We start from the raw sequence: 26,382 nt of genomic DNA, 5'->3' as shown, positions 1-26,382 counted from the left end.
TCGGGTCGGCGACGCGGCCCCCGCGGGAGGCCGGACCGTCAGGTTCCGGCGAGCGGCATCGCGCTGGCGACCAACTGGCCGTGCGCCGCGGCCTTGTCCAGGGCGTCGCGCAGCAGGTCCTCGCGCGGCTGGCGGCCGATCACGCCGACCGGGGCGGCGAAGAGCAGCACGGTCTGCGTCTTGTTGGCCGCGGCCCGCCAGGCCTCGGTGACCTGGAGCGGGTGGTGCGCCTGCCACCAGGCGACGGGGGAGCCGTTGGTGCCGGGCTGGAGGATGGCGTGCAGCTGGCCCATGGCGAGCAGCACGGACCAGCCGGGCAGCGCGGGCGGTACGCCGTCGAGCGAGGTCACCGGCATGAAGCCCTGCTCGATCAGGAGCGGCAGGAAGTCGTCGCCGCGGCCGGTGCCCGGCGCGGTGCCGGGGCGGGAGATGGGGCCCGTCGGTTCGACGACGAGGGCGGGCCGCAGCTCGCCGTCGATCAGGACGAGGCCGCTGGTCACGCCGAGTACGGCCTGGTCGGGGACGACGTCGGCGGCGCCTTCGCCGTCCTCACCGGTGATCGACCGCACGGCGCCCTGCAACTGCTCCTCGGAGACCGCGACGATCTGGGAGGGCAGGCAGGTGGCGTGGGCGAAGGCGAGCACGGCGGTCTCGTCGCCGACGAACAGGACGGTGCTGGTGCGCTCCTGCTCCGCGTCGCCTGGGGTGCGGCAGGAAGTGCAGTCGTAACTGCCGGGGGTGTTGTCTCCGGCGAGCAGCCGGTCGGCTTCTTCGTCGCCGATCTCGGCGCGTACGTCGTCGCTGACGTCGAGCATGCGCGGCACGGTGGCTCCTCGCGATCATCACATTGGGGTGCGTGGGATGGGTGTGACGGCCGGGCGGTGCCCGGCTCATAAGAAGACAACGGTGGATCAGTGGCGCAAGTCACGCACGGAAGCGAACGGAATCGAACCATCCGCAGCGGAGGGTGAGCCGGGCGGCGGAATCTGTCACTCCGCGCCAACACGTGCTGGGTGCACAGAACTTCGGCCGGTGAGGTGGGTCACAGATCACCGGGTCAACTGGTCGACAAATGCCGAAATCCACGAATGAAGTGGGTGGCCGAAAGTCGCCGATACCCCGGGTAACGCTCAACTGGCCTGGAATGACAAGGAGTTGGTTGATAGCGGGGCGAGAGGGCTCCTAGATTCCACCGCCGTGTGCAGCGAGCACCGCTCGGGTACGTCCGCCGGTCGCACCAGCCAGCTCAAGCACCGACACCGGCGGTCGGGGCCGGACGGGACCCCAGGCGCCGGATGCGCGAGGGACCCGTACGGCCAGGGGGAGCCCGGGTCCTTCGAGAGGGAAATTCATGTCCGCACGTCCCAAGTGCATTCGCAAGACGGCAGTGATCGCAGGGGCGACGCTGATCGCCCCGCTGGCACTGCTCGCCGCGACCGGCCAGGCCGGCGCGGCGGACAGCGGAGTGTGGGACCGCATCGCACGGTGTGAGAGCGGCGGAAACTGGCAGACCAACACCGGGAACGGCTACTACGGCGGGCTGCAGTTCTCCGCCGGTACCTGGCGCGCGTACGGCGGTGGGGCCTACGCGTCCACCGCCGACAGGGCGTCCAAGGCGCAGCAGATCGCTGTCGCCGCCAAGGTGCAGCGCGCGCAGGGCTGGGGTGCCTGGCCCACCTGTGCGGCCAGGGCGGGCGCGTACGGCAGCGCGCCGTCCGCCGCGGCCCCGGTGCCGAAGGCGGCCAAGCCCGCGCCCAAGGCCCTGCCGCGGCGTGCCGAGCGGGCACCCGACCGGGTCGACCGGGGGGCCTCGCGGGGCGCCGTCGGCAACTACACCGTGCGGCAGGGCGACACCCTCAGCCGCATCGCCGCCCGGCACGGCACCAGTTGGCAGCGGGTGTACGCGGTGAACAGGGCGGTCATCGGCGGAGATCCCGACATGATCGTGCCGGGCCAGCGGATCCGCGTCTGAGACGCGCGAGATCCGGCATCGCGCCTGGTCGGCCGACCGGGTGGGGTCGCATCCGCGGCGGCGCGGCACGCCCTGGGGCTGTCGTGAGGCCGCCTAGCGTGACCCGATGCACCCGAAGCTGAAGCTGAAACCGACCAGGCGTTCCCGGTCCGTGTCCCTGCTGCTCGGCGCGCTCCTGGCAGCGGTGGCACTGCCGGGGACCTCCGCTTCCGCGGCTCCGCCACCGCCGCTGCCGGGGGCCGCTTCCGCGGCGTACGACTGTTCGCTGGCCAAGGGTCCGTGGCACTGCCTCGCCGAGTGCGAGAGCAGCGGGCGCTGGCACGCGAACACCGGCAACGACTACTACGGCGGACTCCAGTTCTGGCAGCCCACCTGGGAGGAGCACGGCGGGCTCAAGTACGCGCCGCGCGCCGACCTCGCCACCAGGGCGGAGCAGATCAAGGTCGCCGAGGCGGTGTTGCGCACCCAGGGGTGGGAGGCCTGGCCCGTCTGCTCCAAGAAGGTGCGGATCGACCGGTTCGAAAAGCCTCGTGACAAGGGGCGCGCCGACCGGCGCGTCCACACCGTCAAGACCGGGGAGACACTGAGCTCCATCGCCCGGCACTACCGGGTCAAGGGCGGCTGGCAGGCGCTCTACAAGGCCAACCGCGGCATGATCGGAAGCTCTCCCGACCGGCTCAATCCCGGGACGCTGCTGGTCATTCCCGGGGGCAAGAAGGGCTGACCCCGGCCGGTGACGGGCCGGGGCCGGTTCCGCCGAACTCGCCCGGTTCGCCGCTGAACACCACGGTGCCGCGGCGCAGTTCGTGCACCAGCGCCGTTCGTCCTGTGCCCCCGCCGGGGCGCAGGGCGGGCGGCAGCCGCTGTTCCGCCACGACGACGCAGGCGTCCAGGGCGTCGAGCAGCTCGTACGTACGTGCCGCGAGGGCGGGCGACATGCCCTGGGTCGGCTCGTCCACGAGAACCACACCGGCGCCCGACAGGGGAGCCCTGGACAGGGCGAGGATGCGCTGCTCGCCGCCGGAGAGGGTGCCCGCCCGGCGCGGGAGCAGGGCGCGCAGCTCGGGGTAGATCTCCAGGGCTTCGGTGAAGTCGCCCTCGGGATGGGCCAGTTCGAGGTTCTCGCGCACGGTGAGCGAGGCGAACACGGTCTGCCGGTCCGGGATGAAGCAGAGACCGGCGGCGGCGCGCGCGTGCGCAGGCCGGTGCGTGATGTCCCTGCCGTCCCGTACGACGCTGCCCCGGGTGAGGGGGAGGGTGCCCGCGAGGGCGCGCAGGGTCGTGGTGCGGCCCGAGCCGTTGCGGCCGAGGAGGACGGTGAGGGCGGCGGCCGGGGCGGCGAGGGTGATGCCGTGGAGGGCCTCCAGGGGGCCGTAGTGGACATGCGCCTCGCGGAGCTCGACTCCCCTCATGACGTGGCCAGGACCTGGTCCGGCGGGCCCGTGGTGACGATGCGGCCCGCCGTCATCACATGCACGGTGTCGGCCAGGTCCGCCACCAGGTCGAGGTCGTGCTCCACCACCAGGATCGCCGTGCCGTCGGCCGCGAGCGCGCGCAACAGGGTTGCAAGGGCGGCCACTTCGGCGGTGTCCAGGCCCGCGGCCGGCTCGTCCAGGAGCAGGGTGTGGGGTGCGCCCGCCAGGGCCCTGGCCAGTTCCGTGCGTCTGAGGGCGCCGGTGGGGAGCTCCGTCGCGGGGTGGGTGCGCAGGGCCTCCAGGGAGAGGAGGGCGAGGGTGGTGCGGGGCCCGGGGGCGGCGCGGCGCCGGGTCTGGTCCTCGGCCACCCGGATGTTCTCCTCGATCGTCAACGACGGGAAGACCGCGAGCTGTTGGAACGTGCGGCCCATGCCCAGGCGGGTGCGGGCGTGGGCCGGGAGCCTGGTGATGTCCCTGGCCGCCAGCGTGATGCTGCCGGAGTCGGGGCGCAGCGTTCCCGCCAGGCAGTGGAACAGGGTGCTCTTGCCCGCTCCGTTGGGGCCGACGATCGCGGTGACGCGGCCCCGGGGGACCGTCAGGGAGACATCGGTCAGCGCGGTGAAACCGTCGTAGGCCAGGGTGATGTGATGGGCCGTCAGAGGGGCTCGCGCCGTGCCTTCCCCGCGTCGCGGGTGCGGGGCCACGGAGGCGTCCGCGGGCTCCCCGTCCCGTGGCTCGCGCCCGCGGAGTGTGCTCCCGCCCGCGCCGGTACTCCGCTCCTCGGCGGTGACGGGTGCCGGGCCTCGTGTGGCCAGGAGCGTGTCGCGCAGGTGCGCGCCCCTCGCCGTCAGGGCCGGGGTGCGGCGGAAGACGCGGGTCGCCTTGCGCAGGGCCTCGTAGGGGCCGCCGGGGAAGCGGCCGATCAGGATGGCCAGGAGGCCGATGAGGGCCGCGGCCACGCCGCCCCGGGTGCCCGCGTCCAGGCCGACCAGGAGCGCCGCGGCGGCCAGCGCGCCGAGGACGCTGTCCGAGCCGAGGACCAGGACCGCCGCGAACCAGAGGAGGCCGCGCACCGGGTCGTACGACCCGGCGTCGAAGGCCCGTTGGCCCATGGCGAGCATCCCGCCGCCCAGCGCGGCGAGCGCCGCGCCGGTGACGAAGGCCGCCAGCTTGAGCGCGGGGACCCGGACCCCTGCCGCCGCCGCGCCCTCCTCGTGGTCCCGCATCGCCGCGAGCGCGCGGCCCGTGCGGCCCCGGCGCAAGGCGGTGACCAGGAGCAACGCGCCGGTCAGCAGGGCGAGTTCGAGGACGTAGTACGCGCGGTCGCCGGTGAAGCCCGCGGGGCGGTCCAGGGTCAGGCCCGACGTCGCGTACGGCTGCGCGAAGACGAAGCGGCTGACGCCCACGCCCACCGCGAACGTCGCGAGGGCCAGCGCCAGGCCGCGTCTGCTGATCGCGGGCCAGCCGGTCAGGAGGCCCAGCGGCGCCACGAGGAGCACCGCCACCGCCAGGGCGGGGAGGTGCGGGAGTTCGGGGACGCCGGGGAAGCGGCCCGCCGTGAGGAGCGCGGTGAACAGCGCGCCGAGGCCCGCGTACGCGGCCTGGCCCAGGGAGATCTGGCCTCCCCTGCCCGTCACGATCACCAGCGAGAGCAGGATCACCGCGAGGGCGGGGACCTGGACGGACGTGGTGAGGTCCGAGCCCGCGAAGCCCAGCGGGATGAGGAAGAGGACCGTGGCCACGATCCAGGCGCCGGGGGGTGTGGGGACGCGGGCCGTCGCCGTGCGGGGGAGCGCGTCCTGGGCGCCGATGCCGGGCAGGACGAGGGCCGCGACCAGCAGGGCGATGACGAACAGGTTCGCGCCCGCCGTCTGGAGGAGTTGCTCCTGCCAGCCGGCCGGGTGCAGCCGGGTCAGCTGGCTCTGCGCCACGCCCAGGCCGAGGGCCACCAGGACGGCGACGGGCAGGCTGCGCATGCCCGCGGCCACCGCCACGGCGAGCACCTCCATCACCAGGAGCGGCATGCCGTACGGATCCAGGCGCAGGTAAGGGGCGAGGAGTACGCCGGTGAGGCCCGCGGAGAAGGAGCCGAAGGCCCAGCCCGCCGCGGCCACCCGGTCCGCGTCGATGCCGGAGAGCACGGCGAGGCGGCGGTTGTCGACCACGGCGCGCAGTTCACCGCCGAAGCGGGTCCAGCGGGTGACCGCGCCCACCGCGACGGCGAGCGCCACCGCCGTCGCCAACTGGGCCCAGGGGTCCGCCGACAGGAGGGTCGGCGCGTCCGCGCGGGCCCCCGGGCCCCAGAGCAGTGCCGCGGCCCCGACGAGCAGGATGAAGACGCCGATGGAGGCGACCAGTGTCTGCGCCTGGGCGCCGCCGCGCACCGCGAGCGGGCGGAAGACCGCGCGTTCCAGGAGCAGGCCGATGGCCGGGGCGACGACGAGCAGGGTGACCGCGGCGGCCAGCGGGAGCGGCCAGTGCCACTCCGCCGTGAACTGGCGCAGGACGTACGCGCACACCATCGCGATCGCGCCGTGCGCGAAGTTGAGGACGCCGGTCGCGCGGTAGGTGACGATCAGTCCGATGCCGGTGAGGGCGGCCGCGCTGCCGACCGAGAGCCCGGCCAGCGTGAGGTCGTAGCTCAGGGACGCCACCGCGTCAGCGCTCCGGGGCGGGGTCGGCCGGGGGCTCGCAGATCGGACAGGGGTCGAGGCCGCCGCGCGCGAGGATCGTGGCGTCCGCGGGGACCGCCCCTGGCTTGCCCGCGACCAGGGGGCAGTCCGCGCGGTGCCAGAGCGTGCCGCCGGGGACCATCCGCAGGTCGTCGCTGGTCGCCACCGCGTGCCGCGCCCCCGGCGAGGGCGCGGCCGGGGGTTCCGCCGCCACCAGGAGGCCGTACAGCTCCTCCACGCGCGCCGCGGCCAGCGTGCTCCTGCCGTGGGTGAACAGGACGGTGCCCGCGATGATCAGCGCGGCGCCCGGCACCGTGCACGAGGCGAGATAGGGCAACTGCCGTTCGGCGAACCGTTCCCCCGAGATGCCGTACCAGCCGATCACACAGAGCACGGCACCGGCCGCGAGTGCCGCGAAGGCCGCCCACAGGGCGGGGTGCACCGCGCGCAGCCGGGCCGAACGGGACGCGCCGGCCGTCGGATCTGTCCGAGCCACCCGCATCGAGGCCCCCTGGGAACACGTCAGTCACGTCGATGGGCTGTCCATGTCAGCCAATGGATTGCACTATGCCTTCTGGAAGCTGACCCTGAAAGCTCCGGGCGCGCACGGCCCGGACCGATACCCGGTGGTGAGCCAGATGGTGCTCGGGAGCAGCCCAAGGCGGGGGACGGACCGCGGGCGGGGCAGGGCGCGGGGCGCGGTGCCGGCGGCCGCCGCGGTCCTGCTGATCGCTTCGGCCGCCGTGGCCTGCGGTGACGACAGCGGGGGCGGGGACGGCGGTTCACCGCCCGAGCCGTCCGTGGAGAAGACGACGCAGACACCGCAGGAGAGCGCGAGCGCGCCCGCCGACGTGGCGGCCGCGGAGAAGCAAGTCCGCACCAACTGGGAGAAGTTCTTCGATCCCGATGTGTCCATGAAGGACAAGGAGGCCGTTCTGGAGAACGGCTCCAAGATGCGGGACGTGCTGGAGGGCTTCAGCGGCGACCGGCGAGGCAAACAGGTCGCCGCCGAGGTCGGCAAGGTCGAGTTCACCTCGCCGGACGCCGCCGACGTGACGTACGCGCTGACACTGAAGGGCGCCACCGCGCTGCCCACCGCGTCCGGCACAGCGGTGAACCAGGACGACACCTGGAAGGTGTCGGTCAAGACGCTGTGCGCGCTGGTGAAGCTGAGCGGGAATGCGTCGCCGGGTCCCGGCTGCTGAGGTGCTGTGCGCCGTCGCGCTCCTGGTGGCGGGCGCGGCCTGCGGGAGCCGGCTGCCGGAGAGCGACTTCGAGGGGCGGGGCACGGCGCCCGCGCCGACGGGCGGCGCGCCGGTCAGGGTCGGCATCGTCACCAGTGCCACCAGCCCGGTCGGCGGCTCCGCGTTCACCGGCCCGCGCGACGGGGCGAAGGCCTACTTCGACCGGCTCAACGCGCGCGGCGGCCTCGGCGGCCGCAAGGTCGAGGTGCTCACCTGCGACGACGGCGGCAGCGGCGTCGGCAACAACGACTGTGTGCACAAGCTCGTCGAGGAGCGGAAGGTCGTCGCGCTGGTGGCCACCGCGTCCCTGGACTACGCGGGCGCCGCACGGGTCTCCCGGGCGGGCGTGCCCGACATCGGCGGGCAGCCGATCGGGGCAGCGTACGACACGTATCCGCATCTCTACGGGATCTACGGCAGCCTCGCCCCGCGCAACGGCAAGCCCGGGTGGGGCGGGAAGCTGTACGGCGGCACGGAGGTCTACCGCTACTTCAAGCGCGAGCAGGGCGCGCGGACCGCGGCCGTCGTCTCCTACAACCAGGCCGCCTCTGCCGCGTACGCCCGGCTCGTCACCCGCGGTCTGAAGGCCGAGGGGTACAAGGTGGTCACCGAGCAGGTCGACTTCGCGCTGCCCAACTTCCGCGCCGCGGCCGCCGACCTGAAGGAACAGGGCGCCGACCTCGTCTTCGACGCGATGGACACGCACGGCAACGCGCAATTGTGCGAGGCGATGGACGACGTGGGGGCCGAGGTCACCGCGAAGGTCACCAACGTGCAGAACTGGACGTCGTCGGTGGCCGAGGACTACAAGGACGCGCCGCGCTGCCGCAACGCCCTGTGGGCGACCGGGTCGAGCCGCAACTACGACGACACGGCCTCCGGGCACCCGGCCGTACGCGAGTTCCGCGCGGGCATGAAGGCGGCGGGCAAGGGGGACGCGCTCTCCCAGTGGCAGCTGGAGGGCTGGGCGGCCGCCATGTGGTTCACCGACGCGGCGAAGTCCTGCGCGGGCGGCGACGTCACGCGCGCGTGCCTGGACCGCTTCATGAACAGGGACCGGCCCTACGACGCGCGCGGGCTGCTGCTTCCGGTCGTCTTCGAGCACCGGGCCGAGCCGCCGAAGACCCGCAGGACGTGTGTGTCCGTCGCCCGCTGGCGGGACGGGAAGGGCTGGGTCACGCAGGGCGGGGACATGAACGACAACTGCTTCGATGTCCCGCAGCTCTCCTACCAGCCGTGATCGGCCGGATCGTCGGATAGTTCCCGATCAGTGCTACCGATCATGCATCTGTTGCGAAACAAAGTGATGATGAAACCCAACCCTTGGCCAGGAATCCCGGTCTAACCCTGCGGTAGGCGGATGAGGGGGACTGTCCGCATGGAAACGCGGGATACGGGGACGTATGCACATCTCTTTCCTGATTCACAACGCGTACGGAATCGGAGGGACCATCCGGACGACGTACAACCTCGCGAACACGCTGGCCCAGCAGCATGACGTCGAGGTCGTGTCCGTCTTCCGGCACCGTGACGAGCCCGTCTTCGCGCCTGACCCGCGCGTGCGGCTGAGTCACCTCGTCGACCTGCGCAAGGGCACCTCGGGATACGAGGGAGACGACCCCCAGCACCTGCTCCCGGCGCGGACGTTCCCCAGCGCCGAGGGCCGCTACGACCAGTACAGCGCGCTGACGGACCGGCGCATCGCCGACCACCTGACCCGGCTCGACGCGGACGTCGTCGTGGGCACCCGTCCCGGCCTCAACGTGCACGTCGCCCGGCAGACCGCGCGCGGCCCGCTGCGCGTCGGGCAGGAGCACCTGACGCTGGACAGTCACTCCAAGGAGCTCCGCCGCCAGCTGCGCAGCGTCTACCCGCGCCTCGACGTCCTGACCACGACGACCGAGGCCGACGCCCGCGCCTACGGCCGCAAGATGCGGCTGCCCGGCGTGCACGTCCAGGCGGTGCCCAACCCCGTGCCCGCGCCCGGCATCGAGCCCGCCGACGGCTCCCACAAGTGGGTCGTGGCGGCCGGCAGGCTCGCCCCCGTCAAGCGCTACGACCTGCTGATCAGGGCGTTCGACAAGGTCCGGCGCGAGCGCCCGGACTGGCGCCTGCGGATCTACGGCGGCGGCAAGCAGAAGGAGAAGCTGCGCGCCCTGATCGACGAACTCGGGCTCTACAACCACGTGTTCCTGATGGGCCCCGCGCACCCCATCGAGCCCGAGTGGGCCAAGGGCTCCATCGCCGCCGTCACCTCCAGCCTGGAGTCGTTCGGCATGACGATCGTCGAGGCGATGCGCTGCGGGCTGCCCGTGGTGGCCACCGACTGCCCGCACGGCCCCGGCGAAATCATCGACAACGGTGTCGACGGGCGGCTCGTCGAGGTCGGCAACCCCGACGCGATAGCGGGCGGGCTGCTCGAACTGATCAATGACGACGCGCTGCGGCGCGAGATGGCGGGCGCCGCGCTCCAGGACTCGGAGCGCTTCGACCCGGCCCGCATCGCCGAGCGGTACGACGCGATGTTCTCCGGGATGCTCACCCGCGGGAGCTCGTTCGGGGGCCGGATGCGCGGCTCCCTGCACCGCACGCGCGGCGCGCTGCTCGGGGGCGCGTACGCGGTGCGGGACCTGACAGGAGCACGACGCGGCGCACAGATGAAGGGATCACCCGCATGACGGCCTTGGCCACCTCGCAGGCGCAGGCGAACGCCGAGGACGACCGGGCGGCGGCGACGGCGCCACGTGCCGACTGCATAGCCGACTCCGCGGGGGGCCTCACCTTCGACGTGACGGACTCCGGCGAGCCCGGCATGCGGGACGCGGCGTACCTGCTCCTGCGCCGTCGCGAGGCCGCGGCCGCGGAGGACTACGTGCGCCTGCCGCTCTCGCCGTCCGCGGACGGCAGGCTGCGCGCCGCGCTGCCCAGCAGCGTCGAGCTCGCCGAGGGCCGCTGGAACGCCTACGTCCAGGTCGCGGGCGGCGAGCCGCGCCGCCTCATGCCCGGCGTGAACGACCTGCGCTCGCTGGTGGACCGCGCGCCGAGCGGCGCCCGCGGTCATGTCGCGGTGCGCATCCCGTACGCGACGAAGCAGGGCAACCTCTCGGTGCGCAGCTGGCTGCGCGCGCCGCACGCCGAGGTCGGCGAGATCCACATAGCCGACGCGGCCATGTCGGTGCAGGGCCGGGTGTACGGCACCGCGCTGACCGGCGCCGCGTACGCCGAGGCCGTCAGGCGCGCCGAGCCCGACCTGGTCCGACGGGCCGAAGTGGCCGCGGAAGGGCCCGAGTTCACCTTCGTGCTCGGCCACGGGCCGCTCGCGGACAGCGGCCCCGGACCCTGGGACCTGTGGCTGCGCCCGGCGGGCGGGAGCGGGCCGCGCATCCGTCTGGCCAGGCTCCTCGACGACGTCCCGGACAAGAAGGCGATCTTCACCTACCCGGTGGTGCGCGTCGGCGCGCCGGACGGCCCGGTCGAGTCGGGGCCGTACTACACCAACGACAACGACCTCTCGGTGCGGATCAGGGAGGCGCGCGCGGAGGAGACGGGCGGTACGCAGGAGTCGGGCGGCGCGGAGGACTAGCGCGCCATCGCGGACCGTGGCTGTCCGCGACTGCGGGCACAATCACCTTCATGTTGGAGACATCGGCACGACTGCTCCGCCTGCTCTCCCTGTTGCAGGCCCACCGCGACTGGTCGGGCGCGGACCTCGCGGAGCGGCTCGGCGTCACCCCGCGCACGGTGCGCCGTGACGTGGACCGGCTGCGCGAGCTCGGCTACCCGGTCAACGCGAGCCCCGGCACCGGCGGCGGCTACCAGCTGGGCGCGGGCGCCGAGCTGCCGCCGCTGCTCCTGGACGACGACGAGGCGGTCGCGGTCGCCGTCGGCCTGCGCACCGCGGCGGGGCAGGGCATCGAGGGCATCGGTGAGACCTCGGTCCGCGCGCTCGCCAAGCTCGAACAGGTCCTGCCGGACCGGCTGCGCCGCCGGGTGGGCGCCCTGAACGCGTTCACCGTGCCGCTGCTGCGCGCCCCGCAGGCGCAGGGCGTGGACCCGGCGGTCCTCAGCGAACTGGCCCATCTCTGCCGGGACTCGGAGCGGCTGCGCTTCGACTACCGCGACCACGAGGGCAGTTCGACGCGCCGTACCGTCGAACCGCACCGCCTGGTGTGCACCGAGCGCCGCTGGTACCTCGTCGCCTGGGACCTGGACCGCGCCGACTGGCGGACCTTCCGCGCGGACCGGATCGCCCCGAGACCCCCGCACGGCCCGCGCTTCGAGCCCCGCACCCCGCCGGACGACGACCTGGCCGCCTACGTCGCCCGGGGCGTCTCCACGCACGCGTACGCCGCGCGGGCCGTGGTCAGGCTCCTGGTCCCGCTGGCGGACGCGGCCCAGCGGCTCTCGCCCGCGGACGGCACCCTGGAGGCCGAGACCGAGCACACCTGTCTGCTGCGCACGGGCGCGGCGAGCCTGGACGTGATGGTCTTCCACGTGCTCTTCATGGGCATGGAGTTCGAGGTCGTCGAGCCCGCCGAACTCACCGGGCGGATCGAGGCGTCCAGGGACCTGCTCAGCCGGGCCCTGGACCGGGGTGATCCGTCTGCGGATCGGGGCGGGGCTCCTCGGCGGCCTGACTGACGTCCCGCGCGGCGAACGCCGCGTACTCGGGATGGTGCAGATCGAAGGCGGGGGACTCCGAGCGGATCCGGGGCAGCGTGACGAAGTTGTGCCGGGGCGGCGGGCAGGAGGTCGCCCACTCCAGGGAGCGGCCGAAGCCCCAGGGGTCGTCGACGTCGACCTTCTCGCCGTACTTGGCGGTCTTCCAGACGTTGTAGAGGAACGGCAGCGTGGACAGGCCGAGCAGGAACGCGCCGATGGAGGAGACGGTGTTGAGCACCGTGAAGCCGTCCGCCGCCAGATAGTCCGCGTACCGCCGCGGCATGCCCTCGGCGCCCAGCCAGTGCTGGACCAGGAACGTGGTGTGGAAGCCGACGAAGAGCGTCCAGAAGTGGATCTTCCCGAGCCGCTCGTCGAGCATCTTGCCGGTCAGCTTCGGCCACCAGAAGTAGAAGCCGCCGAAGGTCGCGAAGACGACGGTGCCGAACACCACGTAGTGGAAGTGCGCGACGACGAAGTACGTGTCGGTGACGTGGAAGTCGATGGGCGGCGAGGCGAGCAGCACGCCGGTGAGGCCGCCGAACAGGAAGCTCACCAGGAAGCCGACCGCCCACAGCATGGGTGTCTCGAAGGACAGCGAGCCCTTGAGCATGGTGCCGGTCCAGTTGAAGAACTTCACGCCCGTCGGGACCGCGATGAGGAAGGACACGAAGGAGAAGAAGGGCAGCAGGACCGCGCCGGTGGCGAACATGTGGTGCGCCCACACGACGATGGACAGCCCGGTGATGGCCGTCGTCGCGCCGACGAGCGGCAGATAGCCGAAGATCGGCTTGCGGCTGAAGACCGGGATGATCTCCGTGATGATGCCGAAGAACGGCAGCGCGATGATGTAGACCTCGGGATGCCCGAAGAACCAGAAGAGGTGCTGCCACAGCAGCGCACCGCCGAACTCCGCCTCGAAGACCACCGAGCCGAACCGCCGGTCCGCCTCCAGGACGAGCAGCGCGGCGGCGAGCACGGGGAACGCGATCAGCACCAGGATCGAGGTGAACAGGACGTTCCAGGTGAAGATGGGCATCCGGAACATCGTCATGCCGGGCGCCCGCATCCCGATGATGGTCGTCAGGAAGTTCACCGAGCCGAGGATCGTGCCGAAGCCGGAGAGCGCGAGACCCATGATCCACAGGTCGGCGCCGATGCCGGGGGAGCGCGTCATGCTGTTGAGCGGGGCGTAGGCGAACCAGCCGAAGGCGGCGGGCCCGCCGGGCACGAGCAGCGAGCCGAGCACCATCAGGCCGCCGAAGAGGAACAGCCAGTACGAGAGCATGTTCAGGCGCGGGAAGGCGACGTCGGGCGAGCCGATCTGCAACGGCATGATCTCGTTGGCGAAGCCCGCGAACGTCGGCGTCGCGAAGAGCAGCAGCATGATCGTGCCGTGCATGGTGAACGCCTGGTTGAACTGCTCGTTGGTCATCAGCTGGAGGCCCGGCCTGGCGAGTTCGGCCCGCATGAGCAGCGCGAGGAGCCCGGCGATCAGGAAGAAGAGGAACGACGTGATCAGGTAGAGGTGGCCGATCTTCTTGTGGTCCGTGGTGGTCAGCCAGTCCACGATCACCCGGCCGGGGCGCCGTTCCCGCACCGGCCCTTCGGTCGCCCGCGCCGTCTCGGTCCCCATCGCCCGCCCCTTCGCCGTCGCGCCCTGGGTCTGCCCGCAGCCCTGCTCGAAGCTCACGCCATGATGCTCGCGTCGCCCCGGCTGCGACAGAGGGCGTACACCGCTTCCGCGCGGCCCGCGGATCGGCCCGCGCGCGGGCGAGGAGTCGGTTTCTGTGCAGGAACCGTGAATTCCCTATGCGTCGTCACATCCCGGCACGGGGCCGGGATTCGGAAATGCGGCGGATCCGTAAAGAAGACTCCGCGGTATTTCCGCCGAGGTATTCGGACGATCGCGGGGTGATCCTTCGCCGATCTTTCGAGTGATGGCGCAGTAGCTCGGAGAAGCGTCCGAATTACGTCGCGACAAGTACGGAACCGCCCGTACGTGTGACGGAGTTCGGTCGAAACGCACGTGGTGATCCTGTGACATAAGCGTGACCGGAGAGGTATCAGTGACGCATGGTGCACGGCTACCGTCCGTCCTCCGGGGCCCCGGACTTCCCCGGTGCGGCCCGGCCGCCTAACGTGGCGCCATGGCACCTATTCCGACCCCTCCCGCACAGCCCCAGGACAACCCGGACAGCTATGTCGGCCTGCTGGCCGAAGGCGCCGAGCGGCAGGCGCGCGAGCGCGGCTGGTCCACCGTCAGGACGCTGCCGCCGGGCGCGATGATCACGATGGAGTTCCTCGCGGGGCGACTCAACTTCGAGGTCCAGGAAGACGTCGTGACGCGCTGCTGGAAGGGCTGAGCGACCGCCGCCGCCCGACCGCACGACGAAGGCCCCGGTTCCGAGAGGAACCGGGGCCTTCGCGATGCGGGGGATGGGCTGTGCGTACCGGCCCCCGCCGTCGGTGGGTCAGCCGCCCGCCACCGGGCGGGCCGACGTGGTGCCGCGCGGCACCCGGTCGGCGTGCGGCGGCCTGCGGCTGCCCGCCGGAGTGACCGGACTCCGCTCCGAGCGCGCGGTGTGCGGGCCCGGCGCGAGGTAGGCGGGCGCCCTCGCGGAGCGGGCCGCGCCGATGGTCTCGCGCAGCGGCGGCTCCTCGTCCAGGACGGCGCGCTGCGGGACCATCGCGGTGACGCCGCTGGGCGCATGGGCGGGCGCGATGCCGAAGCGGCGGGCCCGCCAGGCCTCGCGGAGGCTGAAGATCACGGTCTCGACGCGGGTGATCAGCGGCTCGAACCAGGGCAGCGCGAGCAGGATGAGCAGTCCGGCGGCCCAGCCGAGGAAGACGTCGCTGATCCAGTGGGTGCCCAGGTAGACGGTGGTGAGGCCGACGCTGAGGGAGACCACGGCCGAGAGCGCCGACAGATAGCGGCGGGTGCGCGGGGTCGAGGCGAGATACGCCAGGATTCCCCAGGTCACCACGGCGTTGGCGGTGTGACCGGAGGGGAATATATCGCCGCCGAGGCCCATCTCGTTCGAGCCGATGGTGGTGGCGTAGTGCGGGCCGAGGCGGCCCATGCCGATCTTGGCGGCGCCGACCGTGACGTTGAGCAGGAGCAGCGCGGCGCCGAACGTGAGCAGCGGGCGCAGCGTGTGCTGGCGCCAGGAGCGCCAGCCCAGCCAGGCGGCGACCATGACGGCGGTCGGGCCGCGCTGGCCGAGGACCACCCAGTAGTCGAGGAAGGCGTGGATCTCGGGCCACTGCTGGTAGGGCCGGAAGAACATGACCTGCCAGTCGAACCGCACCAGCCACGAGGTGGTCAGCACGGCGACGACGATGGCCAGGTAGAAGGCCAGGGTCGCGCTGAAGAGCACGACCCTGTGCCGGCTCATCCTCGGCACATCGAGGTGGGCCGGTCGTTCCGGCTCACGGTCCAGCCGGGCGAAGACCCGGTCAAGACGGGTGAGGTTTCGTTCGGTACGCACCCAATCGACGTTACAGCGGGTGAGTGCGGCACTAGGCCGAATCAGTGGCTTTGTGATGACGATGTGATGTGGGATTGATCTCAGGAGGAGGTTTATTCCCGGGGATTTATTAATGCCCGGGGAGGCCCTTACCCAATTCGTTGATCGTTTCCGGCGTCGTTTTATGGCCCTTATGAATTCGTTCACCGGGTCCTGGTGCGGAATTTCCCGTTCGATCACCGGGAGGCGGCGCCGGGGCCCGGAAATGATCATGACGTGATCACGGTGGGCCCGAGCCGTGCAGCCAGAACGCCCCGTACACCGCGCTCACCAGCGCCACACCCCCCAGGACCAGCGCCGACCTGGACGTACGCAGCCTGGCCAGCGCCACGGCGAGCGGCAGGAGCAGCGGGAAGGCGGGCAGCAGGAGCCGTGGCTTCGAGCCGAAGTAGCCCGCGGCGCACAGCGCGAGCGCCACGACGATGCCCGTGTAGACGAGCAGCGGCAGCGGCTGCCTCTGCCGGACGCCGACGACGTACAGCCAGATCACCAGCGCGACCCCGACGATCAGCCCGACACCGGCGAGGGCGCCGGGGACCGAGGTGAACTTCTCCCCGACGAAGCGCGCGAAGGCGTAGCCGAAGTCGAAGCCGTTGCCCCAGCCCGCCTGCACGTCGAGATAGCCGAGGAGCCCGCCGCCGGTGCGGTGGCCCACCCAGAGCACATAGCCCGCGGCGCCCAGCGGGGCGAGCACCACCCCGAGGAGCATGCGCGGCGTGGCCCGCCGCTCCCGGTACACCTGGGCGGCCGCCGCCACCCAGATCGCGGCCACCACCGCGGCGCCCACGGGCCGGGTCAGGCCCGCGCAGGAGGCGAGCAGGCCCGCCGTCACCCAGCGGCCCCTGAGCACCGCGTACAGCGACCAGGCGGCGAGCGCCGTGAACAGGGACTCGCTGTACGCCATCGACTGCACGATGCCGACCGGGAGCACCGCCCAGATCCCGGCCGCGCAGATCCCCGCCCGCCGGCCGTACACATGGTCGGCGACCGCGAAGATCCCCGCCGCGGCGAACAGCGAGGCGACCCAGCTCACCACCAGGCCCGCGTCCGCGTACGACAACGGGCTGAGCGCCGAGACGAGCCGCTCCAGCCACGGCAGGAGCGGGAAGAACGCCAGGTTCGAGTGCACGCTGCCGTCCGGGAGCGTCACCTCCCAGCCGTAGCCGTGCTCGGCGACGCGGGTGTACCAGAGGGAGTCCCAGCGGGCGGTCAGCAGCGTGTGCGGGCTCTTGCCCGCCGCGGCGCCCCAGATCGCGAGCACCGCGACACCCAGCGCGCGCACCCCCGCGTACAGGAGGAGCGCGGGCGCCGCGCGGCGCAGCGCGTGGCCCGTGGGGGAGGGCGCGGGGCGTTGAACAAGATCAGTCACGGGCTCGATTATCGGCCGAAGGGGGAACCGGACGCCCGCCCGGGGGCGTGGTCCACGGGCGGGGCGTGGCGTACGCCACAGGGCATCCGCACAACCATGAGAGGTCCGCCACGCGCCCCAGGCGTGGACTCGCGTACTCTGACGGCTCACTCGCCTTATTCCGCGCCGCCGGAGCAGGAAGTCCACATCCCGCAGGCCGCCGATGCGAGGGATCACTGGGAGGTACGCACATGTCCGGGACGTCCACGGCCGCAGCACCCTTCGGCCGTCGGGGACCCGGAACGGGCGTCGGGGCGAACCGCTGGCTCGTCCTCGTCGTCCTCTGCGTCAGCCTGCTGCTGGTCGCCGTCGACGCCACCGTGCTGCACGTGGCCGTGCCCGCCGTCACCGAGGACCTGCGGCCCGGCGCGATCGAGCTGCTGTGGATCGTCGACATCTATCCGCTGGTCTGCGCCTCGCTCCTGATCCTCTTCGGCACGCTCGGCGACCGCGTCGGCCGCCGCCGCGTCCTCCTCCTCGGCTACGCCCTCTTCGGTGTGGCGTCGGCCGTCGCCGCGCTCGCCGACAACGCGCAGGTCCTGATCGCCGCCCGCGCGCTGCTCGGCGTCGGCGGCGCGATGATCATGCCCGCGACCCTGTCGATCCTGCGCCAGGTCTTCCCCGACCGGCGCGAGCGCGCCGTCGCCATCGGCATCTGGAGCGCGGTGGCCGCCGTGGGCGCGGCGGTGGGGCCGCTGCTCGGCGGATTCCTCCTGGAGCACTTCTGGTGGGGCTCGGTCTTCCTCATAAACATCCCGCTGATGCTCGTCAGCCTGCCCATCGGGCGCTGGCTCCTGCCCGAGTCCACGGGCGGCAAGGACGGACCGTGGGACGTGGTCGGCGCGCTGATGGCCGCGGCCGGGCTCTTCGGCGTGGTGCTCGGCGTGAAGCGGCTCGGCGGCGGCGAGTCGCCGCTCGGCGCCACCACCCTCGTCGCGCTCGCGGTCGGCGGCGCGCTGCTCGTCGGCTTCGTGCGCAGACAGCGGCGGCGCACGCATCCGCTCGTCGACCTGTCGATGTTCGGGCGGCCCGCGTTCAGCACGTCGGTCGGCTGCATCGTCCTCGCCATGCTCGCCCTGGTGGGCCTGGAACTGATCGCCGCGCAGTACCTCCAGCTGGTGCTCGGCCTCTCCCCGCTGGAGACGGGGCTCAGGCTGCTGCCGCTCACCGTCGCCGCGATGGCCGCGGGGCTCGCCGGATCGCAGCTCCTGCACCGCTTCGGACCGCGCGTGATGGTCTGCTCCGGCTTCGCGCTGACCGCGATCGCCGTGGTGGTCCTGACCGGCATGGGCGACCACGCCAACGACGCGCTGCTGCTCACCGGCTTCGTGCTGCTCGGCTTCGGCCTGGAGACCACGCTGTTCGGCGCGTACGAGTCGATGCTGAGCGAGGCGCCGCCGTCCCAGGCGGGCGGCGCGGCGGCGATCGGCGAGACCTCCTACCAGCTGGGCGCGGGCATCGGCATCGCGCTGCTCGGCAGCGTGATGAACGCGGCGTACGCGCCGGGGCTCTCCTCGGTGCGGGGGGTGCCGGCCGCGGACAGCGCGGCGGCGAGCCACTCGCTCGGCGAGGCCTACGACGTCGCCGAGCGGCTCGGCGGTGGGCCCGGGGCGGCCCTGCGGGACGCGGCGCGTGACTCCTTCGTGCACGGGCTGCATGTGACGCTGCTGGTCAGCGCCGGGTTGCTGTTGCTCGGGGCGCTTGCCGCGCTGCGGTTGCCCCGGGTCATGGAGTGCGGGGCGCCTGCGGTGCGGGGCGATGCGGGGGTGCCTTCACCTCGGGACCCCGCCGGGGTGGGGGTCACCTCTTCCGTGGACGCCTGACCTCTTTGGGGGCCGGGTCCTCGCGTGCGGGTGCTTCGTGGCTGGGCGCGCCGTTCCCCGCGCCCCTTACGGGGCCCGGCCTCACGAGCAGGGGACACCCTGGACGTGCGGGAGACTGCGTCGTAACGTCAGCGCGAGTCGTAGATAACTACCGCTGCTAGTTTTGTGTCGCCGGAGGTCCGCATGTCCGCACGCGCCCGCACGCCGCTCCCGCCCTTCGACCGCGCCGACCCGCTCGGCATCGACGACCTGCTCGACCCGGAGGACCTCGCGATCCGCGGCACGGTCCGTGACTGGGCCGCCGACCGGGTCCTGCCGCACATCGCCGAGTGGTACGAGAAGGGCGAGCTGCCCGGCATCCGCGAGCTGGCCAGGGAGCTCGGTTCCCTCGGGGCGCTCGGCATGTCCCTGGAGGGCTACGGCTGCGCGGGCGCAAGCGCCGTCCAGTACGGACTCGCCTGTCTGGAGCTTGAGGCCGCCGACTCCGGCATCCGCTCCCTCGTCTCGGTGCAGGGCTCCCTCGCCATGTACGCCATCCACCGCTTCGGCTCCGAGGAGCAGAAGCAGCGGTGGCTGCCCGGCATGGCCGCGGGCGAGATCATCGGCTGCTTCGGCCTCACCGAGCCCGACCACGGCTCCGACCCGGCCGCCATGCGGACCTTCGCGAAGAAGGACGGCGCCGACTGGGTGCTCACCGGACGCAAGATGTGGATCACCAACGGCTCGGTGGCGGGCGTCGCCGTGGTGTGGGCGCAGACCGACGACGGCATCAGGGGTTTCGTCGTACCGACCGACGCGGCGGGCTTCTCGGCGCCGGAGATCAAGCACAAGTGGTCGCTGCGCGCGAGCGTCACCAGCGAGCTGGTCATGGACGAGGTGCGGCTGCCGGGGGACGCCGTGCTGCCCGAGGTCGTCGGCCTCAAGGGCCCGCTCAGCTGTCTGTCCCACGCCCGCTACGGCATCGTCTGGGGGGCCATGGGCGCGGCCCGCTCGTCCTTCGACGCGGCCGTCGAGTACGCCAGGACGCGCGAGCAGTTCGGCCGGCCCATCGGCGGCTTCCAGCTCACCCAGGCCAAGCTCGCCGACATGGCCGTCGAGCTGCACAAGGGCGTCCTGCTCGCCCATCACCTCGGGCGGCGCATGGACGCGGGCCGGCTCAGGCCCGAGCAGGTCAGCTTCGGCAAGCTGAACAACGTGCGGGAGGCGATCGAGATCTGCCGGACGTCCAGGACGATCCTGGGCGCCAACGGGATCTCGCTCGAATACCCGGTCATGCGGCACGCGACGAACCTCGAGTCGGTCCTCACCTACGAGGGCACCGTCGAGATGCATCAGCTGGTACTGGGCAAGGCGCTCACCGGACTCGACGCCTTCCGGTAGTCCGGCGCCCGTACGGGTCGCGGTGAGCGGCCTTGCCTAGCTCTGGTTGAAGAAGCCGTCCGCGGGGCGGTTCGCCGCCTCGCCGTTCACGATCTGGGTGTGCGCGGGGGTGAGCAGGAAGACCCGCGTCGCCACGCGCTCGATCGAACCGCGCAGACCGAAGGTGAGGCCGGCCGCGAAGTCCACCACGCGCTTGGCGTCGGTGGGCTCCATGGCCGTGAGGTTCATGATCACCGGGACGCCGTCCCGGAAGAGCTCGCCGATGGCCCGCGCGTCCCGGAAGCTGTCCGGGGTCACGGTCCCGATGCGACGCCCCTCCTCCTCGGCCGTCTCGCTCGCCACCCGCACGCGCGGGTCGGTGACCCAGGCCTCCGCCTTGTCGGGCCCCTCGGCCCGGTCGTCCTCGTAGCCGTCGTCGTAGTAACGCTCGTCATTGTTGTCGTCGACGAGGCCAAGCCAGGCACTCGCCTTGCGCACCGATCCCATGGACGCCTCCTCTCACAGCGGTTTCCCTGCGTTCCGCATCCCCATGTTCGTCCATGATGCGGATGATGCGCCAAGTGGATAGTCGCCGCGCGGGGGTTTCGTGACGGTACTGGTGCAGAGTCAACACGCCGACGCGCGTTGTCCTCCAAGGGTCTTGCCGTGTACGGCTGCTGACAGAGAGTGAAATATGATTCTTCACGGCGTATGGGTGACGGCCGGTGCGTCCGGGTGAACGGGACCCTCGCTACGATGCCGGAGTTGATCAGTTTCCGGGCTCTCGGGGGAGTCGTCTTGTTCGGAATCGTCAGGCCCTGCAGCCATCGGCTCGGTGAAGGGCTCAAGACCCAGTGGATGGCGCACCTGTGCGGGCTCTGCCTCGCGCTGCGCGGTGACCACGGGCAGTTCGCCCGCGTCGTCACCAACTACGACGGGCTCATCATCTCGGTTCTGACGGAGGCTCAGGCCGAGCGCGCCACCGGCCGGCGGCGCACGGCGGGCCCCTGTCCGCTGCGCGGGATGCGGACGGCGTCCGTCGCGCGGGGCGAGGGCGCGCGGCTCGCCGCGGCTGTCTCGCTGGTGCTCGCCTCGGCGAAGGTCCGTGACCACGTGGTCGACGGGGACGGGCTGCTCGCGCGCAAGCCGGTGGCCGTCGCGGCCCGCCGCGTGGCCAGGAGCTGGGACAAGGCGGGCGCGCGCAGCGGCGCCGCGGTGGGATTCGACACGGCCGTCCTGGTCGACGCCGTCGAACGGCAGGTCGCCGTCGAGTCCTTGGCGGGGCCCGGCACCGGACTGCTCACCGTCACCGAGCCGACCGAGACGGCGACCGCCGCGGCCTTCGCGCACACCGCCGTGCTCGCCGGGCGGCCCGGCAACGCGGGTCCGCTCGCCGAGGCCGGACGGCTCTTCGGCAGGCTCGCGCATCTCCTGGATGCCGTGGAGGACCAGGAAGCTGACGCCGCGTCGGGTGCGTGGAACCCGCTCACGGCGACCGGCACCTCGCGGGCCGAGGCACGCCGGCTCGCCGACGACGCGCTGCACGGCATACGTCTCGCACTGCGGGACGCCGAGTTCACCGACGGCAAGCTCGCGCACCTGCTGCTCGCACACGAGCTGGGCAGGTCGATCGACAGGGCCTTCGGTACCGGGTCGTGCGGGCACAGCCATGAGGTGACGGCCCATCAGGGTGGCGCCTACGGGCCGCCGCAGGGCGGGCAGGGACAGGGCCAGGGGTCAGGGCAGGGGTACGGCGGGCAGCAGGGCGGTCCGTACGGGTCGCAGAATCCCTACGGGGGCGGCAATCCGTACGGGGGCGGGGCGCCGGGCGGTCCCGGTGGGCCTGTGGGTCCCGGCGGCTCCGGTGGTCCTGGTGGCTCCGGTGGCTTCGGTGGCTTCGGCGGTGGACCCGGTGGCTTCGGCGGCGGGCCCGACTTCGGGAAGCCGCCGAAGCCGGGCAAGCGCGGGTTCTGGGCGGGATGTGCCGTCGCCATCGGCCTGTGCTGCACGTGCAAGGTGTGCTGCGCCGACGAGTACGAGGGCGCCTGGTCCCGCAAGAAGCGCGAGGGCTGCTGCTCGAACTGTGACTGCGGCGGCGACGGTGGCTGCTGCGAGTGCTGTGAATGCTGCTCGTGCTGCGACTGCGGGCTCTAGGACCGGTCGTCTGGATCAGGCTCTAGCCTTCGGTTGACGGTGGGTCAGTCCTTGATCTCCGGCGGGGAGATCCGCGACTTCTCGATCGCCGAGCCCTGCGTACCCCACTTCTTCAGGATGCGGTCGTACGTGCCGTCCTTGATCAGCTGATCCACCGCCGCCCGGAACGCGGGCGCCAGCTTCGTGCCCTTCTTGAAGGCGAAGCCGACGTCGAGCCGGTGGTACTCGCCGAGGAACTTCAGGCCCTCCTGCTGCTTCACGGCGTACCGCAGGCCGTTGATGGTGGACATCACCACGTCGGCGCGGCCCTGCTGGAGGGCGGGCCAGATCGCGCCCTGCTCGGCGTACGTCTTCACGTCGTACGGCTTCTTGCCGGCGTCGGCGCAGACGTGCTTGTTGTCCTCCAGGGTCACCTCGAAGGTGGTGCCCGCGCCGGTCGCCACGTTCAGGCCGCAGAGCTGCTCGAAGTCGGTGACCTCGGCCAGCTTGCTGTCCTTGCGGACGGCGAAGCCCTGGCCGTCGTTGATGTAGGTCACGAAGTCGATGGTCCTGCGGCGCTCCTCGGTGACGCCGAAGTTGCCGGTGCCCAGGTCGTACTTGCCGCTGTCCAGGGCGGGCAGGATCGCCTCGAAGCTCGCGGTCTGCCGGTCGAGCTTCAGGCCGAGGACCTTGCCGACGGCGTCCGCGAAGTCGATGTCCTGGCCGACGACCGTCCTGCCGTCCTCCAGGTAGGTGGCGTTGGGCGGGGTACCGCCGACGGAGGCGGCGAGGCTGAGGGTGCCGCGGTCGCGGACGTCAGCGGGCAGCAGTGCCGCGGCGGCCCGGTTCTTCTTGACGGAGGACACCACGTCCGCGGTCGGGATCCCGGCGCTCTTGCCGGCGGGGGCCGCGCCGCCCGCGGTGTCCGTGGTGCCGCCGGAGCCGCACGCGGTCAGCGCGAGGGTGGCGGCGGTGATCAGGGCGAAGGCCGCCGGGACGCGGCGGGACTGCGGGGGCGTGCTCATGGCGTGACGTTCTCCAGCTCGGCAGGGCAGGGCGAAGCGGACGTACAACTCGGCAGGGCGAAGCGGACGTACGAGGGGAGGGGTGTCGCCGCTCGCGACGGGGGAGCGGTGACGTACGCGTGTGAAGGCGGGGCCGACATCCGTGCGGGGCGCGGGCGTCGGGACGGGGAAGGCGCGCAGAAACCGATTCCCCCGGAGCCGGACGGCTCAGGGCCCGACGAGGTCAGGGCCTGCCGGGCTCAGGGTGCGGAGATCGCAGGGGGTCGGCTCAGGAGGACATCAACAAGACGCCGACCACACTCGACCGAAGTCGATGTGGGAGCGCGTGACCAGCCACTGCTGCGGATGCATGGGGCAAGTGGAACAGGCATCCGTTTCCGCGTCAACTGCCGTGAGACGTACGGCTCATATTCTGGACAGCCTTGACAGCGGGCGGAAAGCGCACCGTAATCTCGGGGTCGGATCGTGCTGAGGGGCTCGGTCCGTGTGAAGGCACCACCTGTGTTCGAGCTTCTGCATCCACGGAGCCTTCCGCATGTCTTCCGACACCCTCGCCAAGGTCGCGACCGCCCCTCCTCCCGAAGATCCCGCACCACTGCCCGACGCCCCGCGCATCGTGCCGAGGCCCCGCGCGGGCCAGTGGACGGCCGCCGCGCTCGTCCTGGTCCTGCTCGCGCTCGCCGCGCACTCCGTGATCCGCAACGAGGCGTTCCAATGGGACGTCGTCGCCGACTACTTCACCACCGCGTCCGTGCTGCGCGGCCTCGGGCTCACGCTCTGGCTGACCGCGCTCGTCATGGCGCTCGGCTTCGCGCTCGGCACGCTGCTCGCCATGGCCAGACTCTCCGCCAACCCCGTGCTGCGCGCGGTCAGTTGGGGGTACGTCTGGTTCTTCAGGTCGATGCCGATCCTGGTGCAGCTGCTGTTCTGGTTCAACATCGGCGCCCTGTACCCCGAGGTGTTCGGGGTCAGGACGGTGAACCTGATGGGCCCGGTCACCATCGCCGTCGTCGGCCTGACGCTGCACGAGGCCGCGTACGCCGCCGAGGTGGTGCGCGGCGGGATCCTCTCCGTGGACCGGGGGCAGATCGAGGCCGCGCAGTCGCTCGGGCTCGGCCGGTGGCGGCGCTGGCGGCGGATCGTGCTGCCGCAGGCCATGCGGTCCATCGTGCCGCCCGCGGGGAACATGCTGATCGGCACGCTCAAGGGCACCTCGATCGTGAGCGTCATCGCCGTGCAGGACCTGCTCTACTCCGTGCAGCTCGTCTACCACCGCACCTACCAGGTCGTCCCGCTCCTCATGGTCGCCACCCTCTGGTACGTCGTGGTCACCTCGGTGCTCAGCGTCGGCCAGCACTACGTGGAACGGCACTACGCGCGCGGCTCGGAGCGTGTCCGGTGAGGCGCTCGCTGGTGATCGTGGGCGCCGGGCCGCGCGGCACCGGAATCCTGGAGCGCATCGGCGCCAACGCGCCTTCCCTGTACGGGGATCAGGGGCTCGACATCCACCTCGTCGACCCGTACCCGCCGGGCGGCGGCCGCATCTGGCGGCACGACCAGTCGCCGCTCCTGTGGATGAACTCGCAGGCCCAGGACGTCACGATGTTCACCGACGAGACGGTCGAGGTGGCCGGGCCCGTCCTGCCGGGACCCGCGCTCGACGAGTGGTCCGGGCAGGACGGGCGCACCTTCGCCAGTCGCCGCGAGCAGAGCCGGTACCTGTCCTGGGTGTACGAGCGGGCGGTGGCGGGCCTGCCGCGCGACGCCGTCGTCCGCCACCACCGGCGCAGGGCGGTGCGCGTCACCGGCGGGCGCGCCGACCGTCAGGACGTCTGGCTGGAGGGCGTCGAGACGCCGCTCGCCGCCGATCTCGTCATCCTCGCCCAAGGCCATCTGGACGCCGAACTCGACGACGAACAGGCCCAGTTGACGTCGTACGCCGAACGGCACGGGCTCGTGCACCTGCCGCCCGACTTCACCGCCGACACCGACCTGTCCCGCCTCGCCCCCGGCGCACCCGTCCTCGTACGCGGCTTCGGGCTCGCCTTCGTCGACCTGATGGTGCTGCTCACCGAGGGGCGCGGCGGGCGGTACGAGGGAGATACGTACCTGCCGTCCGGGCGCGAGCCCGTCCTCTACGTCGGCTCGCGGCGCGGCGTGCCCTACCACTCCAAGATCGGCTACGACTGGACCGGTGAACGGCCGCCGTTGCCACGCTACTTGGGGCCCGCCGAGATCGACGCCCTGCTCGCGAGGCCGGACGGATTCGACTTCCGGCGCGACGTCTGGCCGCTCATCGAGAAGGAACTCGGCTTCGCCCACTACCACCGCCTCTTCACCGCCCACCCCGAGCGCACCCGCGCCGCCTGGACGGACTTCGACGAGAAGTACGCGGCCTGCCCGCCCGGCAGCCCCGAACTGGACGCCCTCGTCGCCTCCGCCGTGCCCGACCCCGCCGACCGGATCGACCTCACCGCCCTCGACCACCCCCTCGCCGGGGTGCGCCACACCTCCTACGAAGCGCTCCAGGACGGACTGCGCGGCCACATCACCGACGACCTCACCCGCAGACACGACCCCCGACACAGCCCCGACCTCGCCGTCTTCCTCGGACTCCTCTCCGTCTACGGGCAGTTGATGCGCCTCGGCGACGTGGGGGAGTGGTGGCACGGCTTCTTCAGCTACCTCGCGTCCGGCCCGCCGGGCCCCCGGCTGCGGCAATTGCTCGCGCTCTCCCGCGCCGGTGTCGTGCGCTTCCTCGGCGCCGACGTGCGGGTCACCGCCGAGGGCGGGGTGTTCCGCGCGCAGAGCCCCACCCTGCCGGGGCACGTCACCGAGACCCGCGCGCTCGTCGAGGCCCGCCTGCCGCAGCCCACCCTGGCCCGCACCCGCGACCCGCTCCTTCGCGCGCTGCACGCCGAGGGGGCCGCGGTGACCGCCGCGGGACTGCTCGCCGTCGACCCCGCCGACGGCCGGGTCCTGGACGGCACGGGAGCGCCGCATCCGCGCCGCTTCGCGCTCGGCCCGCACACCGACGCGCGCGGCGCGGGCGCCTTCACCAGGCCGCGCACCAACAGCCCCTCGTTCCGCCAGAACGACGCCACCGCGCGCGCCGTACTCGACTTCCTGCGCACCCTCTGAG

22 protein-coding genes are annotated in these 26,382 nt (G+C 72.2%); 13 read left to right on the top strand and 9 right to left on the bottom strand.

Going from position 1 to position 26,382, the window contains the following annotated elements; all coding sequences use genetic code 11:
• Nucleotides 1–38: 38 nt before the first annotated feature.
• Entirely contained in the window at nt 39–824 is a 786-nt protein-coding gene (locus tag ACIO9J_RS40815) for a hypothetical protein (RefSeq protein WP_402010473.1), read from the bottom strand.
• Nucleotides 825–1,351: 527 nt separating this feature from the next.
• Between ACIO9J_RS40815 and ACIO9J_RS40810 the strand changes: the two genes are divergently transcribed.
• Both ACIO9J_RS40810 and ACIO9J_RS40805 read left to right on the top strand, forming a co-directional pair.
• Nucleotides 1,352–1,972 (top strand): transglycosylase family protein, encoded by a 621-nt coding sequence (locus ACIO9J_RS40810; protein WP_402010471.1) that lies wholly within the window; start codon nt 1,352–1,354, stop codon nt 1,970–1,972.
• 106 nt (nt 1,973–2,078) lie between these two features.
• Nucleotides 2,079–2,696 carry a transglycosylase family protein gene (locus ACIO9J_RS40805; protein WP_402010469.1) on the top strand — a complete coding sequence of 206 codons (618 nt, stop codon included), beginning with the start codon at nt 2,079–2,081 and terminating at the stop codon, nt 2,694–2,696.
• On the opposite strand, the gene ACIO9J_RS40800 is transcribed toward ACIO9J_RS40805, so the two are convergent.
• The 3 genes from ACIO9J_RS40800 to ACIO9J_RS40790 are packed head-to-tail and all read right to left on the bottom strand — an operon-like array spanning nt 2,671 to nt 6,561.
• Nucleotides 2,671–3,384 carry an ATP-binding cassette domain-containing protein gene (locus tag ACIO9J_RS40800; RefSeq protein WP_402010467.1) on the bottom strand — a complete coding sequence of 238 codons (714 nt, stop codon included), beginning with the start codon at nt 3,382–3,384 and terminating at the stop codon, nt 2,671–2,673. The two genes, ACIO9J_RS40805 and ACIO9J_RS40800, sit on opposite strands and share 26 nt — an antisense overlap.
• Nucleotides 3,381–6,041: an ATP-binding cassette domain-containing protein gene (locus tag ACIO9J_RS40795; protein ID WP_402010465.1), complete on the bottom strand. Its 2,661-nt coding sequence runs from the start codon at nt 6,039–6,041 to the stop codon at nt 3,381–3,383. The genes ACIO9J_RS40800 and ACIO9J_RS40795 overlap by 4 nt, the downstream gene beginning before the upstream one ends.
• A 4-nt stretch (nt 6,042–6,045) precedes the next feature.
• Complete coding sequence (locus ACIO9J_RS40790) at nt 6,046–6,561, bottom strand: hypothetical protein (RefSeq protein ID WP_402010464.1); 516 nt, start codon at nt 6,559–6,561, stop codon at nt 6,046–6,048.
• Nucleotides 6,562–6,697: 136 nt separating this feature from the next.
• On the opposite strand from ACIO9J_RS40790, the gene ACIO9J_RS40785 reads away from it, so the two are divergent.
• The 5 genes from ACIO9J_RS40785 to ACIO9J_RS40765 all read left to right on the top strand — a co-directional run bounded on the left by ACIO9J_RS40785 (nt 6,698) and on the right by ACIO9J_RS40765 (nt 11,944).
• Complete coding sequence (locus tag ACIO9J_RS40785; RefSeq protein ID WP_402010542.1) at nt 6,698–7,264, top strand: hypothetical protein; 567 nt, start codon at nt 6,698–6,700, stop codon at nt 7,262–7,264.
• A complete protein-coding gene (locus ACIO9J_RS40780) occupies nt 7,239–8,543 on the top strand; it encodes an ABC transporter substrate-binding protein (RefSeq protein ID WP_402010463.1) in 1,305 nt (434 codons plus the stop codon). Before ACIO9J_RS40785 ends, ACIO9J_RS40780 begins: the two co-directional genes overlap by 26 nt.
• 163 nt (nt 8,544–8,706) lie before the next feature.
• A complete protein-coding gene (locus tag ACIO9J_RS40775) occupies nt 8,707–9,981 on the top strand; it encodes a glycosyltransferase family 4 protein (RefSeq protein ID WP_402010461.1) in 1,275 nt (424 codons plus the stop codon).
• Nucleotides 9,978–10,886, top strand: coding sequence for a hypothetical protein (locus tag ACIO9J_RS40770; protein WP_402010460.1), 909 nt, complete (start codon nt 9,978–9,980; stop codon nt 10,884–10,886). Before ACIO9J_RS40775 ends, ACIO9J_RS40770 begins: the two co-directional genes overlap by 4 nt.
• 50 nt (nt 10,887–10,936) lie before the next feature.
• A complete protein-coding gene (locus tag ACIO9J_RS40765) occupies nt 10,937–11,944 on the top strand; it encodes a helix-turn-helix transcriptional regulator (protein WP_402010458.1) in 1,008 nt (335 codons plus the stop codon).
• On the opposite strand, the gene ctaD is transcribed toward ACIO9J_RS40765, so the two are convergent.
• Complete coding sequence (ctaD, locus tag ACIO9J_RS40760; RefSeq protein ID WP_402010540.1) at nt 11,877–13,598, bottom strand: cytochrome c oxidase subunit I; 1,722 nt, start codon at nt 13,596–13,598, stop codon at nt 11,877–11,879. The genes ACIO9J_RS40765 and ctaD overlap by 68 nt on opposite strands.
• 514 nt (nt 13,599–14,112) lie before the next feature.
• On the opposite strand from ctaD, the gene ACIO9J_RS40755 reads away from it, so the two are divergent.
• Nucleotides 14,113–14,328, top strand: coding sequence for an I78 family peptidase inhibitor (locus tag ACIO9J_RS40755; RefSeq protein WP_402010457.1), 216 nt, complete (start codon nt 14,113–14,115; stop codon nt 14,326–14,328).
• 108 nt (nt 14,329–14,436) lie between these two features.
• Here ACIO9J_RS40755 and ACIO9J_RS40750 read toward each other — a convergent pair whose 3' ends face one another.
• Both ACIO9J_RS40750 and ACIO9J_RS40745 read right to left on the bottom strand, forming a co-directional pair.
• On the bottom strand, nt 14,437–15,453 hold the full coding sequence (locus ACIO9J_RS40750; RefSeq protein WP_402010455.1) for a phosphatase PAP2 family protein: 1,017 nt from the start codon (nt 15,451–15,453) through the stop codon (nt 14,437–14,439).
• A 259-nt stretch (nt 15,454–15,712) separates the two neighbouring features.
• A complete protein-coding gene (locus ACIO9J_RS40745) occupies nt 15,713–16,861 on the bottom strand; it encodes a mannosyltransferase family protein (protein WP_402010453.1) in 1,149 nt (382 codons plus the stop codon).
• Between the two features lie 230 nt (nt 16,862–17,091).
• On the opposite strand from ACIO9J_RS40745, the gene ACIO9J_RS40740 reads away from it, so the two are divergent.
• The gene (locus ACIO9J_RS40740; RefSeq protein ID WP_402010451.1) at nt 17,092–18,723 is read left to right on the top strand and encodes an MFS transporter; all 1,632 of its coding nucleotides are present in this window, start codon (nt 17,092–17,094) and stop codon (nt 18,721–18,723) included.
• Nucleotides 18,724–18,906: 183 nt separating this feature from the next.
• Nucleotides 18,907–20,103: an acyl-CoA dehydrogenase family protein gene (locus ACIO9J_RS40735; RefSeq protein ID WP_402010449.1), complete on the top strand. Its 1,197-nt coding sequence runs from the start codon at nt 18,907–18,909 to the stop codon at nt 20,101–20,103.
• Between the two features lie 36 nt (nt 20,104–20,139).
• Here the strand turns inward: ACIO9J_RS40735 and ACIO9J_RS40730 are convergent, their stop codons facing one another.
• Nucleotides 20,140–20,589, bottom strand: a complete 450-nt coding sequence (locus tag ACIO9J_RS40730; protein WP_402010448.1) for a cell division protein SepF — start codon at nt 20,587–20,589, stop codon at nt 20,140–20,142.
• A 291-nt stretch (nt 20,590–20,880) separates the two neighbouring features.
• Between ACIO9J_RS40730 and ACIO9J_RS40725 the strand changes: the two genes are divergently transcribed.
• Nucleotides 20,881–22,236: a DUF5685 family protein gene (locus ACIO9J_RS40725; RefSeq protein ID WP_402010446.1), complete on the top strand. Its 1,356-nt coding sequence runs from the start codon at nt 20,881–20,883 to the stop codon at nt 22,234–22,236.
• Nucleotides 22,237–22,280: 44 nt separating this feature from the next.
• On the opposite strand, the gene ACIO9J_RS40720 is transcribed toward ACIO9J_RS40725, so the two are convergent.
• Entirely contained in the window at nt 22,281–23,240 is a 960-nt protein-coding gene (locus ACIO9J_RS40720) for a transporter substrate-binding domain-containing protein (RefSeq protein ID WP_402010445.1), read from the bottom strand.
• 535 nt (nt 23,241–23,775) lie between these two features.
• Here ACIO9J_RS40720 and ACIO9J_RS40715 point away from each other — a divergent pair.
• Entirely contained in the window at nt 23,776–24,642 is an 867-nt protein-coding gene (locus tag ACIO9J_RS40715) for an amino acid ABC transporter permease (protein WP_402010444.1), read from the top strand.
• Nucleotides 24,639–26,381, top strand: coding sequence for an FAD/NAD(P)-binding protein (locus ACIO9J_RS40710; protein ID WP_402010443.1), 1,743 nt, complete (start codon nt 24,639–24,641; stop codon nt 26,379–26,381). The genes ACIO9J_RS40715 and ACIO9J_RS40710 overlap by 4 nt, the downstream gene beginning before the upstream one ends.
• Nucleotide 26,382: the final 1 nt, after the last annotated feature.

Source organism: Streptomyces sp. NPDC087300 (genome assembly GCF_044744425.1).
Taxonomy (GTDB): domain Bacteria; phylum Actinomycetota; class Actinomycetes; order Streptomycetales; family Streptomycetaceae; genus Streptomyces.
The sequence above is the reverse complement of the archived record's forward strand: the minus strand, read 5'-3'. Positions and strand labels throughout refer to the sequence as shown.